Annotated in this window: 13 protein-coding genes and 2 pseudogenes; 1 reads left to right on the forward strand and 14 read right to left on the reverse strand. The window is 40.7% G+C overall.

What is annotated here, in order from left to right; translation table 11 throughout:
- Nucleotides 1–7 precede the first annotated feature (7 nt).
- From lpdA (QUF94_RS13955) to QUF94_RS13970, 4 genes are all read right to left on the reverse strand, one after another.
- Nucleotides 8–1,390 (reverse strand): dihydrolipoyl dehydrogenase, encoded by a 1,383-nt coding sequence (gene lpdA, locus QUF94_RS13955; RefSeq protein WP_289316390.1) that lies wholly within the window; start codon nucleotides 1,388–1,390, stop codon nucleotides 8–10.
- A 16-nt stretch (nucleotides 1,391–1,406) separates the two neighbouring features.
- The gene (locus QUF94_RS13960; protein ID WP_289316391.1) at nucleotides 1,407–2,627 is read right to left on the reverse strand and encodes a dihydrolipoamide acetyltransferase family protein; all 1,221 of its coding nucleotides are present in this window, start codon (nucleotides 2,625–2,627) and stop codon (nucleotides 1,407–1,409) included.
- Between the two features lie 110 nt (nucleotides 2,628–2,737).
- The gene (locus QUF94_RS13965) at nucleotides 2,738–3,772 is read right to left on the reverse strand and encodes an alpha-ketoacid dehydrogenase subunit beta (protein WP_289316392.1); all 1,035 of its coding nucleotides are present in this window, start codon (nucleotides 3,770–3,772) and stop codon (nucleotides 2,738–2,740) included.
- A 21-nt stretch (nucleotides 3,773–3,793) separates the two neighbouring features.
- Nucleotides 3,794–4,786, reverse strand: coding sequence for a thiamine pyrophosphate-dependent dehydrogenase E1 component subunit alpha (locus tag QUF94_RS13970; protein WP_289316393.1), 993 nt, complete (start codon nucleotides 4,784–4,786; stop codon nucleotides 3,794–3,796).
- A gap of 215 nt (nucleotides 4,787–5,001) precedes the next feature.
- Between QUF94_RS13970 and QUF94_RS29070 the strand changes: the two are divergent.
- Nucleotides 5,002–5,223, forward strand: a pseudogene (locus QUF94_RS29070) (IS6 family transposase); the annotation flags it as partial.
- A 179-nt stretch (nucleotides 5,224–5,402) separates the two neighbouring features.
- On the opposite strand, the gene QUF94_RS13975 reads toward QUF94_RS29070, so the two are convergent.
- The 10 genes and pseudogenes from QUF94_RS13975 to gcvPA form a co-directional block, all read right to left on the reverse strand.
- Nucleotides 5,403–5,834: an MFS transporter gene (locus QUF94_RS13975; protein WP_289316394.1), complete on the reverse strand. Its 432-nt coding sequence runs from the start codon at nucleotides 5,832–5,834 to the stop codon at nucleotides 5,403–5,405.
- A gap of 737 nt (nucleotides 5,835–6,571) precedes the next feature.
- A pseudogene (locus tag QUF94_RS13980) lies at nucleotides 6,572–6,766 on the reverse strand (IS1595 family transposase); the annotation flags it as partial.
- Nucleotides 6,767–7,530: 764 nt separating this feature from the next.
- Nucleotides 7,531–8,406: an L-serine ammonia-lyase, iron-sulfur-dependent, subunit alpha gene (gene sdaAA / locus QUF94_RS13985; RefSeq protein WP_289316395.1), complete on the reverse strand. Its 876-nt coding sequence runs from the start codon at nucleotides 8,404–8,406 to the stop codon at nucleotides 7,531–7,533.
- Between the two features lie 40 nt (nucleotides 8,407–8,446).
- Nucleotides 8,447–9,109, reverse strand: a complete 663-nt coding sequence (gene sdaAB, locus QUF94_RS13990) for an L-serine ammonia-lyase, iron-sulfur-dependent subunit beta (protein WP_289316396.1) — start codon at nucleotides 9,107–9,109, stop codon at nucleotides 8,447–8,449.
- Nucleotides 9,110–9,802: 693 nt separating this feature from the next.
- Nucleotides 9,803–10,672 (reverse strand): formyltetrahydrofolate deformylase, encoded by an 870-nt coding sequence (purU, locus tag QUF94_RS13995; protein WP_289316397.1) that lies wholly within the window; start codon nucleotides 10,670–10,672, stop codon nucleotides 9,803–9,805.
- Between the two features lie 312 nt (nucleotides 10,673–10,984).
- The gene (gene lpdA / locus QUF94_RS14000) at nucleotides 10,985–12,382 is read right to left on the reverse strand and encodes a dihydrolipoyl dehydrogenase (RefSeq protein WP_289316398.1); all 1,398 of its coding nucleotides are present in this window, start codon (nucleotides 12,380–12,382) and stop codon (nucleotides 10,985–10,987) included.
- A 114-nt stretch (nucleotides 12,383–12,496) separates the two neighbouring features.
- Nucleotides 12,497–12,808: an iron-sulfur cluster biosynthesis family protein gene (locus QUF94_RS14005; protein WP_289316399.1), complete on the reverse strand. Its 312-nt coding sequence runs from the start codon at nucleotides 12,806–12,808 to the stop codon at nucleotides 12,497–12,499.
- Between the two features lie 38 nt (nucleotides 12,809–12,846).
- Complete coding sequence (gene lipA, locus QUF94_RS14010; RefSeq protein WP_289318375.1) at nucleotides 12,847–13,725, reverse strand: lipoyl synthase; 879 nt, start codon at nucleotides 13,723–13,725, stop codon at nucleotides 12,847–12,849.
- A gap of 243 nt (nucleotides 13,726–13,968) precedes the next feature.
- The gene (gene gcvPB / locus QUF94_RS14015; protein ID WP_289316400.1) at nucleotides 13,969–15,450 is read right to left on the reverse strand and encodes an aminomethyl-transferring glycine dehydrogenase subunit GcvPB; all 1,482 of its coding nucleotides are present in this window, start codon (nucleotides 15,448–15,450) and stop codon (nucleotides 13,969–13,971) included.
- Nucleotides 15,443–16,795 carry an aminomethyl-transferring glycine dehydrogenase subunit GcvPA gene (gene gcvPA, locus QUF94_RS14020; protein WP_289316401.1) on the reverse strand — a complete coding sequence of 451 codons (1,353 nt, stop codon included), beginning with the start codon at nucleotides 16,793–16,795 and terminating at the stop codon, nucleotides 15,443–15,445. The genes gcvPB and gcvPA overlap by 8 nt, the downstream gene beginning before the upstream one ends.
- Between the last annotated feature and the right edge of the window lies 1 nt (nucleotide 16,796).

Consider the following 16,796-nt stretch of genomic DNA (forward strand, 5'->3'; position numbering starts at 1 on the left):
AATAGTTTTAAGAATGGACAGCTTGACCAACAACGTTTAGTAGTGCCTCATGTATGGATTCCGACAAGGTTGGATGCGCCGCTACTAAATCTTCCATCATATCTACCGTTATTTCTGCATGCAACATGACCGTTCCTTGATCAATCAATTCTGTTGCATGTTGACCAACAATGGAAAAACCTAGAATTTCATTATATTGTGGGTTCACTAGAACTTTGACCTTTCCTACCGGTTTATTGGAAAGGTTAGCTTTCCCATTTGCCGAAAAAGCAAATTCACCAACTTTAATCTCGCCGTATATTTTTCGCGCTTCTTTTTCAGTCAAGCCTACACTAGCAATCTCCGGGGAGGTATAAATGCAGCGAGGAATTGCCCGGTAATTCACTTGTGCAAATTGACCACAGGCATTCAGAGCCGCCACTCGCCCTTCATGAAAAGCAACATGGGCAAGTTGTATGCCCCCTATCACATCACCACAGGCATAAATCGATGGATTGCTTGTTTGCATTCGATCATCCACCGTGATGCCAAATCGGGAAAAGTCAATATCGTTTCCCTCTAAGCCCATTTCATTCACTCTTGGTTTTCTCCCTATTGATACGAGTACGTAATCAGCATGTTGTTCTTCTAATTCGCCATCGCTTTTCTCCCAAAATACTGTCTTACTGGTTGCATTGATGTTTTTGACAGATGTGGAGGTATGGACCGTAACACCTTGGTTTTTCAATTCTCCATGCAAGATGCTCGTAATATCATCATCTTCCCCCGGAAGCAGCTTTTCCCCCATTTCGATAACGGTAACCTTGGTGCCCATCCTGCTATAAATACTGGCAAATTCACATCCGATGACGCCGCCTCCGACAATTAGCAGCGAATCGGGAATGGCAGGAAGTGACATGGCATGGCCACTGTGGATGATCCATTCGCCATCAAACGGCGCAAAAGGTAAGGGAATCGGTTCGGACCCAGTTGAAATGATGATCTTACTTGCTGCAATCTCTTCATTATTATTTCCGTTCTCAATCCGCAGTCGATTGCTCGTCAGGATAGACGCTCTTCCCTGAATGACTTTTATTTTGTTCTTACTCATTAAATATCGAATGCCCTTCACTAGTTTAGATATGACATCTCTCTTTCGTTCCTGTACGGTTTCCCAATCGACTTCAATCGAATTGATGGGCAGGCGAATTCCCATTTGCCCGGCATTTTTCACCAAGTCATACGTATCGGCACATTTCAATAATGACTTCGTTGGCATGCAGCCTTCGTTTAAACAGGTGCCCCCCAATGGCCCATCGACTACCAATATGACCTCCTTATCCTGCTGGGCAGCAGTGATTGCAGCTACATACCCAGCAGGACCTCCGCCTATAATAGCTATACGATTCAAGGCTTTCCCTCCTTTTCTATAAAATCACGGTGATCGGCTCTTCTAAATACCGTTTTAGTGTTTGTAAAAAGGCAGCAGCGGGTGCCCCGTCGAGTACACGGTGATCAAAAGTTAAACTGAGTGGCAAGATCATTCTCCTCTCCAGTTCTTTGCCAATATAACGTGGGGTATCGTAAGCAGAGCCAACTCCAAGTATCCCCGTTTCCGGTGTATTGAGAATCGGTGTAAAATGCTCAACGCCATATGCCCCCAGATTACTGATTGTAAAAGTGGACCCTTGCATGTCTTCAATTGGCAATTGACCGTCACGTGCCTGCCTAGCCAATTCCTTGCCCTTATTCGATAACTGCTTTAGGGTACAACTTTCGGCATTTCTTATGACGGGAACAACGAGTCCATTTTCCAAGGCCACCGCTAATCCAAGGTGGATATGTTCATACAAAATGATGTTATCTTCAATATAAGCACTATTCATTTTAGGATGCTCTTTAAGTGATAGCACGACAGCCTTGGCAACAAAGTCCGTTATAGTCAATTTAGTTGATTCATGTTTTTGTAGCGTTTCAGTAGCCTGTTTTTGCAAAATGACTAGATCAGTGACATCAACTTTCATCGTTAGAGTTAATTGGGCACTGCTTTGCAAGCTCTCTTTCATACGTGTAGCAATGATGTTCCTCATTCCGGTCACAGGAATCTGCTGCGAACTCTCTAAAGTAGGGTGGTGGTTCACTTTTCTTTCTTCTGTATTTACCGATATGAAATCCCTTTTCTCAATTACTTTCTGTACATCTTCTTTAGTGATTCTTCCACCTGGCCCGGTGCCTTGAATTTTCTCAATGTCAAGATTTGCTGCCTGTGCCATTTTTCGCGCAACAGGTGTGATCATCAATCGATCGCCCATTGGCAAAATGGGTGACTCTTTTGTTTTCGGCTTTTCTTGTTCATGAATTTTCGGCTCGGTTTCTTCAGTAACAGGTTCATTGCTGATAATTTTTTCATTCGGATTTCCAATATGACAGATAACGGTTCCTGGGGGTACACCTTGTCCTTCTTGAACAACTATGTTCAGGATGGTACCATCCGCTGGAGATTCAATATCCATTTCTATTTTCTCCGAATTGATGCTGGCTATTGCTTCACCTTTTTCAACTGGATCGCCAACCTCCTTACTCCATAACGAAACAGTGCCTTCTTTCATTGCCATGCCCAATTTTGGCATTACCACTTCGACCGCCATATCAATTTCCTCCCTTCAGAATTTGTTTTCTGTGTCCATTATTGGTTTTGTTGCTCCCACTTTTGCAGTTCTATGCGAAAAAGCTGGAGCATGCATCATTATTGATTTAATTACACCCTAAGAATGGAAGGCTCCCCTAATAATTCTGAAACGACTTGTATCACTTTTTCTGATGTTGGAAGGTAAAGATCTTCTAGCGGTGGAGAAAAAGGTACAGGTGTATGTGGAGCAGTAATCCTTTTTATTGGCGCATCGAGAGTGTCAAATCCCTTATCCGCAACCAATGCGGCAATATCCGTTGCCATGCTGCATCTTGGATTCGCTTCATCGATCACGATCAAACGATTTGTTTTTGCCACAGAGGAGAGAATCGATTCTTCATCCAGTGGTGACAAGCTCCTTGGATCTACAATCTCAATTTCAATGCCCTTCACTGCAAGTTTTTCAGCTGCCTCCATTGCCGTGTGAACTTGCTTGCCGATGGCAACGACCGTCAAATCCGAGCCTTTCCTTTTAATTTCGGCTTTGCCAATCGGAATTGTATAGTAGCCTTCCGGGACCTCTCCTACCATGTTATATAGCGTTTTATCTTCAAAAAAGATGACAGGGTCATTATCTTCAATGGCTGAAAGCAAGAGTCCTTTTGCGTCATAGGGGGATGAAGGAATGACGACCTTCAATCCAGGAATGCTTGTGAACAAGGCATAAAGGCTTTGTGAATGCTGAGCTGCCGCCCTGAATCCTGCACCATGCATCGTACGGATCGTCACGGGAACCTGTGCTTTTCCCCCAAACATATAGCGGAACTTCGCACCTTGATTCAATACTTCATCCAAACAGCTGCCAATGAAATCGTTGAACATTAACTCGGCAATCGGTCGTAAGCCTGTCGAAGCGGCTGCCATGGCCGCTCCCATATATCCTGCCTCCGCAATGGGTGTATCAAGAATTCTATCCCGGCCAAACTCTTGAACCAATCCTTTTGTGACACCTAATACACCACCCCATGCTTCGTCATCCTGTAAATGATCGACCTCTGCACCACCGGCGACATCTTCTCCCATAAGGATGACATTTTCATCTTTTCTCATTGCCATGGCCATTGCTTCATTTATTGCTTGTGACATACTGATTTTTCTACTCATCTCAATTCCTCCTTTTATGGTTTAATAGGATACATAAACATCGTTTAATAAATCGGATGCCTCTGGATACGGGCTATCTTCACTGAACTTAACGGCCTGTTTAATAGATTCCTCAACGGCACTCTCAAGAGAAATCAGTTCTTTTTCCGCCAGCAGATTCTGATTGAGTAAGTGATTCCTAAACAGGGCAATCGCATCTTTCTCTTGTTTATGCTCCTTTTTGTCTTGTTCATTTTTATATTTCTGTGCATCTCCCTCGAAGTGTCCATAATTACGATAAGTAACGCATTCTATTAATGAAGGGCCTTCTCCCCTGCGAGCTCTCTGAACGGCTTCTTCAGCAGCCTTATACACAGCCAATACATCTTTCCCATCCACTCGGACACCCGGGATATTGTAGCTTATCGCACGATCGGCTATCGTTTTACAGCTTGAAGCATAGTTGAATGGCGTGGCTTCCCCATACCCATTATTTTCAGCGATGAATATAACGGGTAGCTTCCAGATTGCCGCCAGATTTATCCCTTCATGGAATGTCCCATGATTATTGGCACCATCACCAAAAAAACAAACACTAACATTATCCGTCTTTTTATATTTGGCAGTTAATGCTGCACCGCATGCGAGCGGAAAACCTCCACCGACTATCCCGTTCGCACCTAACATCCCTTTATCCAAATCGGCTATATGCATGGAACCGCCTTTTCCTTTGCAAAGCCCAGTCACTTTCCCATAGATTTCTGCCATCATTCCGTTTAGGTCGCATTCTTTGGCAATACAGTGGCCATGACCCCTGTGAGTGCTTGTAATGCTGTCTTTATCGGATAAGTGGGCACATACTCCGACAGCCACCGCTTCTTCTCCAGCATACAAATGGACAAACCCTGGTAAAATCCCCTTTGCAAAAGATTCATGAACTTGGTCTTCGAATTTTCTGATCTCCAGCATTTTTTTGTACATCCAATAGGCCTTATCCTGTGATAACTTTATTTCATTCGATTGAACCGTTTCCATTTTTCAGCCCCCAATCATTAATTATGAGTCAATCTTATATATTGCAAATGCCGTGCCAAAATGGGAGGCAGTTAAAATTAGGAATTATCTATTTTCAGGCGAAACAAAACGAGACAAAATGAGATTGTTGTCTCGTTTTGTCTCGTTTTTTAATAAATATACAATCACTCTTTTGAGAATCTCTCTTCTTTGCAGTAAAGTATTTCCTCCAAGGAAGTAAATCAAGAGATAAACAAGCAGCCAAACGCTTTTTCAAAAAAGCCTTGGTCTTTCGTACGTTTCTAAGCCTAGCGTAATAACAGCAGTATATAAGAAACCTGCTACCCTGCTTGAAGGCATCCAGCTAAGGCAAGATCAAGTTAGATAAAATGGAACTAGGTCTTCGTTTTATTAAGAAGCGCGTGCGTTCTGCGTTGGAGTTCAAGTCATTTATAACAGTACCTCTATATTGAGTAGTGCACCAAAACCAGTTCACATTATATATGGATTCGAGTGCAAGTTGTCTTTGAAATCACGTTTATTTTCCGCTGCTTATTACCATTGCATCGTTGAGATGGAAAGACCTTTTTTCATATTTAGCCCCACTGCTGCAATGATGGTCAAAAAGCGCAAAGGATTAAATAACGAAAGCTGATGTATAGGATCCGTTGAATGTTTCAATTAAATAACCCATTACCATCGGTGCTAGGAATGCGCCGATCATCCCACCAAGGTTAATAACCCCGATTGCCAATCCAATATTATTCTTTGAAAATATTTTATGCGGCAAGGCAAAAATAGTGGCAAAAACGAGGCCGTGAAAAATTGTACACAAAGACTGAAACGTAATGACAAGAGTAACGGATGGTGCGTTGAATATTAAATACAGCAACAAAATGACCAAGATAGATCTTACAATAGCCAGATACTTTTCCTTTCCACTCAAGTAGGACTGGACGAGTTTACCGCCTATTATAATACCGATCGCGTCAGTAAGTGCTGGAATGGAGGTAAGCATACCCATGGAAAGTAGGTCAAGGCCTCTTTCTCCTACTAGATAAGGAGGCATCCATGAAGTAAGTCCCCCATATAAGCGTACTCATCCCGAACCACATTATAGATAACTGCCATATAATTGGAATCTTTATTAAATCTTTAGGCTCTTTTCGTAAGGATTGTTACTTATAAAAAGACGAGGGGGGAATTAATTTTTTTGGTATTGTATATACAGAAGCTTATTCAACAAAAGGGCAGTTTAACGGAGGAAGAAATTTAGAAGATTTTGGTGTGATTTTGAATTCAATAAAAAACAAAGTGGAAGGATGATCAAAGATTAATAAAAAAATAGTAGGTGGGTTAATTGCATTAACTGCTTTATTAATTGGCATTCCCTTAATAATTTTTTTCTTATGAGGAATCAGAAAAATCCGAGGGGTTTCCAGTACCCAAAACTGCTGAAATAACAGCTAATAAGAGTAAACTAGAAGCTTATAGCTGGGGCCCATCTTCAGAAGAAAATGGTCTGCCTTTAAGGTACCGAGCAATCATTAAACTATGGGGTTGGGAGAAAAAAGAGCAAGAAGGTAGTTTAACGGTTTACGAAAAAGATGGAAAAGAAGTAGATGTTATTTCACAGACAGACTATTTATCGAAATTGAACTCAAAGCTTTTAATTATCTTTTATCCTTGTTTATTTGATTTTTTTATTCAATTATCGGGGGTTTTAATGGAATAAAGGTCCCTTTTAATTATGAAGCTTAGAGTGAAAAGGCTCTGAGGGTTTTTGCTTTCTATGAACTAACCCCGTTAACATCTTAACATCTCAACTGTACGATAGTTGGATCTTTGGCAAGCCGAAATCATCATATGTTCTACACGTTTATTTAATGCCAGATTCTTTTCTAATTCAAGCCAGCGAAACCAATTAAGGTAATGATCCAGATAATATGTTCCGACACCTTGAAAACGCTCCATCCAACCCTTTAGTCGGTTGTGAAAGTTAATGTAGTCTTATTGTTGCAAATTCCCCTTCGTTCCATCGAGCAGCAATAGGATGTTTTTTTTGTTTAGCGAGACTCCAATAGAACATACTCTCTTTTTTAGGAATTATTACGACCTTTGTCCCTACAAGCTCTCCAACAGCTGGCCAAAAAAAAAGTAAATTCCGGTTATAGGACGAGTAAGTTTCAAGCCAAAGATTGACTAATACGGCAATGAAAGATATCCCACAAGACGCGTTCACAATCTTCGTTCTTTACATATACAAAAAAACTAAAATTCGGCAAAAATGCTACTTTGCTTTTTTACCTTAATTGGCAATTGGCAAAAATCCCAACACTTTGTGAAAAGACAGTCTTTGATATATTGATAAGAAATATTATGGAGCGCATTTTATTTTTTATTTACGCCCCATCAGCTGATCATTAAGCTCAAATCATCAATCTTCCATCATAAAAGAGTGATGTTTTAACAATAACCGTGTCTTTGCAGCCACGTTAATAAAATCAATGGTAAACTTAAATTCATAAAAAAATTAGCATCCGTCATCGAGGATTGATAATCAAAGGGTTTCAGTCCTACAATGGATGACTTAACCGATTCCTCTGAAACCAGAAGTTCCGTAACCGAAGCGTGGGTTCGCCTTATATCCCTGATCAGTCAATTTTGTAACTAGAAGTAACTTTGTTTATTTCTCCAATGCTATTGCAATACAGAGCAAACTTTTGAGGACAAAATGATTTCATAACCGAGCTTAAGGTGTAGGTTTATTTAAAGGAACCGAATATATCCTCTGCCAATTTACGTCCGGTCGGAGTCGCAGCCAGGCCGCCTTCTGCCGTTTCACGAAGTGCAACTGGCATGGTCAAGCCTATTTTATACATGGCATCGATAACTTCGTCACATGGAATGCGGCTCGTAATGCCTGCAAGTGCCATATCAGCTGCCGTTATTGCGTTGGATGCACCCATTGCGTTACGTTTCACGCAAGGAACTTCAACCAATCCTGCCACTGGATCACAAACCAATCCAAGCATATTTTTCAATGTGATCGCCATCGCTTCTGCAGCTTGGCTTGGTGTACCGCCGGCCAGTTCTACTATCGCAGCTGCGGCCATTCCACTTGCCGAGCCCACTTCTGCTTGGCAGCCACCAGCTGCTCCGGAAATGGAAGCATTGTTTGCTACCACGAATCCGAAGGCAGCGGAAGTGAAAAGAAATTCAATCATCTCTGCTCGGGTCGGTTTTAATTTTTCTTTCACCGCAAATAATGTACCGGGAACAACGCCTGCAGAACCTGCAGTCGGAGTGGCACAAATCATTCCCATTGCTGCATTCACTTCGTTCGTCGCAACAGCTTTACTGACGGCATCCAATAATAGATTACCTGCCAGTGCCTTGCCCGACTTGATATAATTTTGCAAAAGAACGGCATCTCCGCCCGTTAGGCCTGTAACGGATTGCACACCTTTCAGACCTCTTTCCACCGCTTGTTCCATCACTGTCAAATTTCTGTCCATCTTTTCAATGATCTGTTCTCTCGACAGGCTTGAGAACTCCATTTCTTGTAAAATCATGATTTCCGCGATTTTTACATGTTTACTTTCAGCAAGTTCAACCAACTCTGCTACATTTCGGAACATGTTTTTACCTCCATATCTATGTCAACACTTTTAATGCTTATCATTCAACCATCCTTATGACTTGCGACACGTTTTCCAATCCTTCAATTTCCTTCATGACATCGCCCTTGATTTTCTGATCGACTTCAATCACCATAAGGGCCATTTGACCTTTTTCTTTTCGTGAAACTTCCATATGCCCAATGTTAATTTCATGATTCGCCAATACTGTCGAAACGGAAGATATGATTCCAAACACATCGTTATGCACGACTAAAATGGCTGGGTTTTCCCCTGACAATTTAAGCTTGAACGTATTCAACTCCGTTATTTCTATCGTTCCGCCGCCAATCGAGATCCCAACAAGTTCTAATTCTTTATCTTCGTCGAACAGTCTGATTTTGACTGTATTAGGATGATCCGTCACAGTATCCTCGATTGTAAAGGAAACTTCCATACCGGCTTCCGCCGCTATCGTTAAAGAGGCAGGGATTCGTTCATCATCCGTATCGAAATCCAATATCCCGCCTACGACAGCAACATCTGTACCGTGTCCCCTGTATGTTTTTGCAAAAGAACCATATAAAGAAATAATGGCTTTCTTCGGTTGCTTTCCGAATAGTGTCCGTGCTACTCTGCCAATTCTGGCAGCTCCTGCTGTATGTGAGCTTGAAGGTCCAATCATGACGGGACCGATTATATCGAATGCAGATCTGTATTTCATTGTGCAATGCCCCTTTTCTGGGAAAAGATTTGTTTAACAGCCTTCATTATGCCGCCTTTTGTTCTTCATTCGCCGAAACGGTCCTAATCTATTAATTATGAACACGATTAAGCTAAGAATTGAAACCGTACCTAACTCCCAACACTGCGATTGGTGTGGCCCGTCCCGGTTACATGTACAGAAGCATGGAAAAAGCTTTACAAGACGAGAACGGCCGTTGAGCGCGTAAATGTTTAAAAAAGAGTTTTTTTAACTAAAAATAATTTCAGTTATCAAACAGGCGAAAAAGCTAAAGCACATTTCGATCTTACGATGCTTGTTTATATTTATAATGCTCAATGCTCCGAAATTAGCATTAGATCGCCTCAATCAACAAATGGACAAAAAATCAAGCTGTTATTCGTTTTTTGAAATGAATGACTTAAATTCTATCACTCTAACCAAGGCAAAACTCTTATGGAATGGAATTGATTCGATAATAATAGAGATTGAGATGTGGGTATTAATATAGGAATAGGTATAAATAGTAATGGTGTCCCGTTTGAGATATGACAAAATATCCCCCAAGGTCGAGTATTTAGTCTTTTTCAAGAGAATTAGTAGAGAAAAACCTTTAAAAATATTGGAAAAATAATAAGTTCCTCAATTATCTATAAAATTAATGTTTATCTCCATCTTTGAAGCATCTTGTATTCAATCAAACACGATTGTTTTATTGCCATGAATAATAACTCTATCTTCAATATGCCAAGAAACAGCTTGGGCAAGAACCTGTCTTTCCACATGACTTCCGGTAACCTTTAATTCTTCGATTGTATGTCTATGATTAACCCTCTTTACATCTTGCTGAATAATGGGTCCTTCATCAAGATCATTCGTAACATAATGAGCAGTTGCTCCAATTAACTTAACACCACGGTTATAGGCCCTCGCATAAGGATTTGCACCGACAAACGCCGGTAAGAAAGAATGATGAATGTTAATAATTTGATTTGGGAACTCCGATACAAATGCAGGAGAAAGAATTTGCATATATCTAGCCAAGGCAATGAAGTCTACTTTCCCTTTCAATAAATCTAGTGCTTTCTGTTCTGCTTGTTGCTTCGTTTCATGAGCTAAAGGAATATGATAATAAGGGATGTCATAACTTTCCACTATTTTTTTAAAATCAGGATGATTACTGATCACCATCGGGATTTCCACTGGAAGTTCATTCGATTTCCAACGCCATATAAGCTCCATAAGACAGTGATCCATTTTGGAAACAAAGATGGCCATTCGTTTTCTTTTATTATTACCGCTTAAGCTCCATTCCATCGCATAAGCCTGGGCCAGCACATGTAAGTCTTCTTCAAGTTTTGCATAGGAAGCATCAAAGTCGTTTAAATCAAATTCGATTCTCATAAAAAACATACCTGCTTGTGGGTCCGTCGTATGTTGGTCAAAATGAACAACATTTGCTCTGCTTTCTAATAAAAGGTTAGATACAGCCGAGATAATACCTGGTTTCTCTGGACAAGATATTAATAATTTAGCACGGTTAACATTCACTTCTTTATACAATGGACTCTCACCATCCTTTAGATTTGTAATTAAAATATGTAAAAACTTTCGAATTCAGAATGATGGCTACACACAACCGCTATAGGTGTCCAAACAATACCGTCACTACAATTTCATTTCTAGTAATCTTGAACTACGGTGAGGGAGGGCGGTAGACCTTCAAAATTGACGCTTTCCCTTCCACAATTTCACATCTTCAGTTTTCAGAGTGAAACTGCCTAATACTTAATGCCTTGCTTCTCCCACCTATCATATGGTTCACCTCCCCCATGAAGGAAGAAGTATTCCACTCTTCTTTTACGATCTTTATATCTATGCGTGTATTTCCTTATCATATACAGCTAGGGCAGCTTCCCCAATTGCTTCCGCTAATGTAGGGTGAGGGTGTATCGTATGCGCAATATCCATAGCTGTTGCATTTAATACTCGTGCAAGACCAGCTTCTGAAATCATATCGGTTACATGAGGCCCAACCATATGCGCTCCTAACAATTTACAAGACTCTTCTTCAACAACGAGTTTGACAAAACCGTCTGATTCACCAAAAACAAGAGCCTTTCCAATCGCACGGAAGGAGAACTTTCCTGTTTTTACTTGATACCCTTTCTCCCTCGCATCCTCTTCTGTTAACCCGACACTAGCTACCTCCGGGTTACTATATATGCATTTTGAAACAAGAGATTGATCAAGTGGCAGAGGGTTTTCTCCTGCCATATGTTCAATTGCGATGATCCCTTCATGTGAAGCAACATGGGCAAGCTGTAATCCTCCAATCACATCTCCAATTGCATAAATGTTTGGCTCATTCGTTTGATAATACTCATTTGTTTGAATAACACGTTCGACTTCAACTTTGGTATTTTCAAGGTGAATGCCTTCTATGTTTGCTAATCTTCCGACAGATACTAATAATTTTTCTGCTGAAAATGTCGTGTCTTTCCCTTTATATTCCGCCTTTATAGAGACACCTTCTCCTTTTTCTAACGATTCTGGAAGCACCTTTGCCCCTGTTACGATTTTTACACCTTTTTTCTTCATTAATCGCTGTACTTCCTTTGAAATATCTTTATCTTCCGTCGGTAAAATGCGCTCGGCATACTCTATCACAGTTACTTCTAATCCAAAGTCAATAAGCATCGAAGCCCATTCTATTCCAATAACACCGCCGCCGACAATAATGATGGAATTTGGGAGCTCTTTCATTTGTAGCGCTTCATCCGATGTCATCACATATTCACTATCTGCTTCTAGGCCGGGTAATGTCCTTGGACGAGATCCTGTAGCTATTAAAATATTTCGAGGGTTTAATATTGTTTCCCGTTCATCATTATTCAATCTCACTAAAACATCTTTAGACTGTAAAATACTCCCTTTTCCTTCAAGCACATCTATTTTCCCTTTTTTCATTAAATGTTGTACACCTTTATATAAGCGTTCAGTAATTTCTTCTTTCCTGGCCTGTACTTTTGAGAAGTCCAGTCCAACTTCCGGTGCAATAACACCAAATTTATCTGCATTCTTTGCATTCGAATATACCTCTGCACTTCTTAATAATGCTTTACTTGGAATACAACCTGCATGAAGGCAAGTTCCACCAAGTTTACCTTGTTCAACTACCGCCGTTTTTAATCCTAATTGAGACGCACGAATGGCCGCAACATATCCACCGGTGCCGCCACCGATGATAACAACGTCATATTGTTGATTCACCTAATTCTTCCCCCTTTGGTTTTCATAACCATAGATAGATATATGATAGTGTAAGAAAACAACTAACTTATTAAACACGATCTATTCTATTAATAGGTAAACGATCACGATACTTTAATTTATTTCAATGGCACATGCACTGGATGCAAAGCTTTCTCCAACAATAAAGCCACTATCTTCTATATAATCAATTTGTGTTTCTTCATCTAAATAGCGTTTTGTAAAATGATCTAATCTAAGCTTAACTCCCTCATATTCAATAATTAAATCGTTTCTGCGGGGCTCGTCCAATAAGAGGGAGAACTTCACCGACACCCCGCAGCCGCCGGCAATATCAGCTTCAATGCGAGGAATTTGCGTACCTTTACATGTCATTTCCTTCAGTTTATTCATGGCTGCCTCTGTTATTTTTATTTTGGCTATCATCTGATTCTCCCCTTTCTTATTGGTTTATTGACAAATGATTACGCATTAGCCTTAGTTGCACGAACTTGTTCATCTGCATGATAGGAGGAGCGAACAAGCGGACCGGCTTCGCAATGACTAAACCCTTTTGACATGGCAATGTTTTTCAGTTCTTCAAACTCTTCTGGACTCCAATATTTTTCAACCTTTAAATGTCGTTTAGTCGGCTGCAAATATTGACCAATAGTCATAATGTCCACATCGTTAGCACGAAGATCATCCATTGTTTCCATAATTTCTTCTTTTGTTTCTCCTAGACCAATCATAATGCTTGATTTCGTAGGAATAGTGGAATTCATTTGTTTTGCCCGCCGTAAAAACTCTAATGAACGTTCGTATGTTGCACGTGCACGAACCTTTTGGGATAAGCGTTTTACTGTTTCAATGTTGTGATTCAAAATGTCTGGTCTTGTATCCATTAATATTTTTAAGTTGTCATATTCCCCATTCAGATCCGAGGGGAGAACTTCAATGCTGCAAAATGGATTTTGCCGCCTCACTGCCTTTACAGTTTCTGCAAATACCTTTGCTCCGCCGTCATTTAAGTCATCACGAGCAACTGCGGTAATCACCACATGCTTTAGGTTCATTTGCTTTACTGATTCTGCGACACGTTCGGGTTCTTCCCAATCAAGCTCTGATGGTAGCCCTGTTTGAACTGCACAGAACCTGCAAGCTCGCGTACATACACTTCCTAAAATCATGAAGGTTGCCGTTTTTCGTACCGCCCAGCATTCATGAATGTTAGGGCATCTTGCTTCTTCACAAACAGTATGAAGTTTTTTTTCACGCATCATTTTCTTTAAGCCCGTATATTGTTCATTCGTATTCAATTTAATTTTAAGCCATTCTGGTTTACGAAGATCTTTGATGGACATTTTATTTCTCACTCCTATGAGCAGATGTATTTTAGCTTGAAAGAGGTTGTTCAATAGGCCTAAAAAAAGACCGAAAGAGTTTCTCCGTTGCTCTGTCTTTTCAGTTCTCAAGACTATTTTCTCCTTGCACCTCTTGGCACTTTTTTCATCCTTTTTAAACACGCTTATGAAACCACCTAGAATGAAATATCGAGATTCATTTCTTCATATTCCATCCTTGGCGGTTCATGTTCATTCATTCATTTATGACGTTACCGTTGCTACCTCTACTACTTCTTTGGAATAACGCAAGATTGGTTGTCTAGCAGCTTGGACCTCATCCAATCGCCCAATCACTGTAGTATGTGGTGCTTCTAAAACAACCCCTGGGTTTTCTTCCACTTCTTTGGCAATTGTAATCATTACATCCGCAAAAGCATCGAGTGTTTCTTTCGACTCTGTTTCTGTCGGTTCAATCATCAAACATTCCTCAACATTTAATGGGAAATAGATGGTCGGCGGGTGATAGCCGAAATCTAGCAGGCGTTTTGCTATGTCAAGCGTTCTTACACCCAGCTTTTTCTGATTGGATCCGGATAGGACAAATTCATGCTTGCAAATTTGTAAATATGGCGCTTCAAAATACGGCTCCAATCTTTTACGAAGGTAATTAGCATGAAGCACGGCACTTTCTGATACTTGGCGCAGACCTTCAGGCCCCATCGTGCGAATATAAGTATACGCCCGCAAGAGAATTCCGAAGTTTCCATAATACCCTTTTACCCTTCCGATAGAGTCCGAATAATTAGCGTTCAGCACATATTTATCACCTTCTTTTTCTATGCGCGGTACTGGCAAGTATGGAGTAAGTTTCTTTTTCACACCGACAGGACCTGCCCCTGGACCGCCACCTCCATGAGGAGTCGTAAATGTTTTGTGAAGATTTAGGTGTACGATGTCAAAGCCCATTTGACCTGGTGTTGTTTTACCTAAAATGGCATTTGCATTCGCTCCGTCATAATATAATAGGCCCCCTGCTTTATGAACAACCTGAGCGATTTCCACAATTTCTTTTTCAAAAAGTCCAAGGGTATTCGGATTCGTCAGCATTAGTGCAGCTGTATCAGATCCCACATGTTTCTTTAATTCTTCTAAGTCAACTAATCCATTTTTATCGGATGGAATCGTGATCGTTTGAAAACCAGCAACACTTGCACTTGCAGGATTTGTACCGTGCGCTGAGTCTGGAACAAGTACTTTCGTTCTGGTTTCACCTTTTTGAGCATGATACGCTTTAACCATCATTAAACCTGTCCATTCCCCTTGAGCCCCAGCGGAAGGCTGTAATGTAACAGCATCCATTCCTGTAATGACCGCTAGCTCTTCCTGTAATTCATATAAAACCTCTAATGCTCCCTGTACTGTTTCAACGGGCTGATAGGGATGAATACGGCTAAATCCTTCCAAACGTGCCACATCTTCATTTATTTTCGGATTGTACTTCATCGTGCAAGAACCCAGAGGATAGAATCCATTATCGATTCCATGGTTTTTATTAGATAGCGCTGTGTAATGGCGGACAAGCTGCAACTCTGATACTTCTGGCAACTCAGCCGGTTCGTCACGAATTAAATGCTTTTGAAATTTTTCATTTATATCAACATAGTCAACGTCACTATCCGGAATACTTGAACCTACCCGTCCTGGACGACTTATTTCAAAAATTAACTCATTATATTCAACCATTTACAATCGCCTCCAAAGCATCAACAAATTGGTCAATTTCTTCTTTTGTTCGCTGCTCAGTCACAGCTAGCAGCATTTTATTTTCAAAACCGTAATCACTTTCTAAATCAAATCCACCGATAATACCCGCCTTAAGAAGTTTTGCATTGACTTCCTTTACCGGACGAGGAAGCCCGACAACAAACTCATTGAAGAATGGTGCTTCATTGTATATAGTAAAGCCCTTCTGCTCTAAGGTTTTCGCCATATAATCAGCTTTCTCAATGTTTAGCTGTGCCATTTGACGAATCCCTTGCTTCCCAAGTGATGTCATACAAATAGAAGAGGCAAGAGCATTTAATGCTTGGTTGGAACAAATATTGGATGAGGCTTTATCACGGCGAATATGTTGTTCACGTGCTTGAAGTGTTAACACAAATCCACGCTGTCCTTTTTCATCTGCTGTTTGGCCTACAATACGTCCTGGGATTTTGCGCATGAGTTTCTTACTTACCGCAAAATAGCCGCAGTGTGGACCGCCAAAGGACATCGGGATTCCTAATGGCTGCATATCACCGATCACAATATCTGCCCCAAGTTTCCCAGGAGCCTGCAAGAGTGCTAGTGCAAGAGGATTGGCGCTTACAATTAACAGGGCACCTTTTTCTTCCGCAATTTTTTTAATTGCATCTATATCCTCAATGGAACCGAAGAAATTTGGATATTGAACAATTACGGCAGCAGTGTCTTTATCAATTTGTTCTTGAAGCTTCCCTAAATCTGTAATCTCACCGGCAAGGTTTACTTCCTCAGCTGTGTATCCCGGACCTGCTGCTACTGTATGTAAAATAGCACGGGATTCAGGATGTACCGCTTTGGATACAAGAACTTTCGAACGTCTTGTAGATGTAACAGCAAGTGATGCACCTTCTGCTAGCGCTGTAAAACCATCGTACATGGAAGAGTTAGCCACATCCATTCCTGTCAACTCACAAACCATCGTTTGAAATTCAAAAATTGCTTGTAATTCACCTTGACTGATTTCCGGTTGGTAAGGTGTATAGGCCGTGTAAAATTCGGAGCGTGAAATCATATGGTTTACCACACTTGGAATGTAGTGATCATATGTACCCGCACCTAGGAAAGTCGGGTAATGATTCGCATTTTTGTTTTTTGTAGCAAGCTGGTTCATTCTTTTCAAAAGAAGCGGTTCAGGAACCGCCTTTGGGATGTTTAGCTCACCCTGCAGCCTAATTTCAGCTGGAATATCTTCAAATAACTCATCTATAGAAGAAATATTTAAAAATGAGAGCATTTCGTCTTGATCTTGTTTCGTATCAGGAAGGTATCTATAAGTGGCTGTCATA

Source organism: Peribacillus sp. NJ4 (genome assembly GCF_030348345.1).
Taxonomy (GTDB): domain Bacteria; phylum Bacillota; class Bacilli; order Bacillales; family DSM-1321; genus Peribacillus.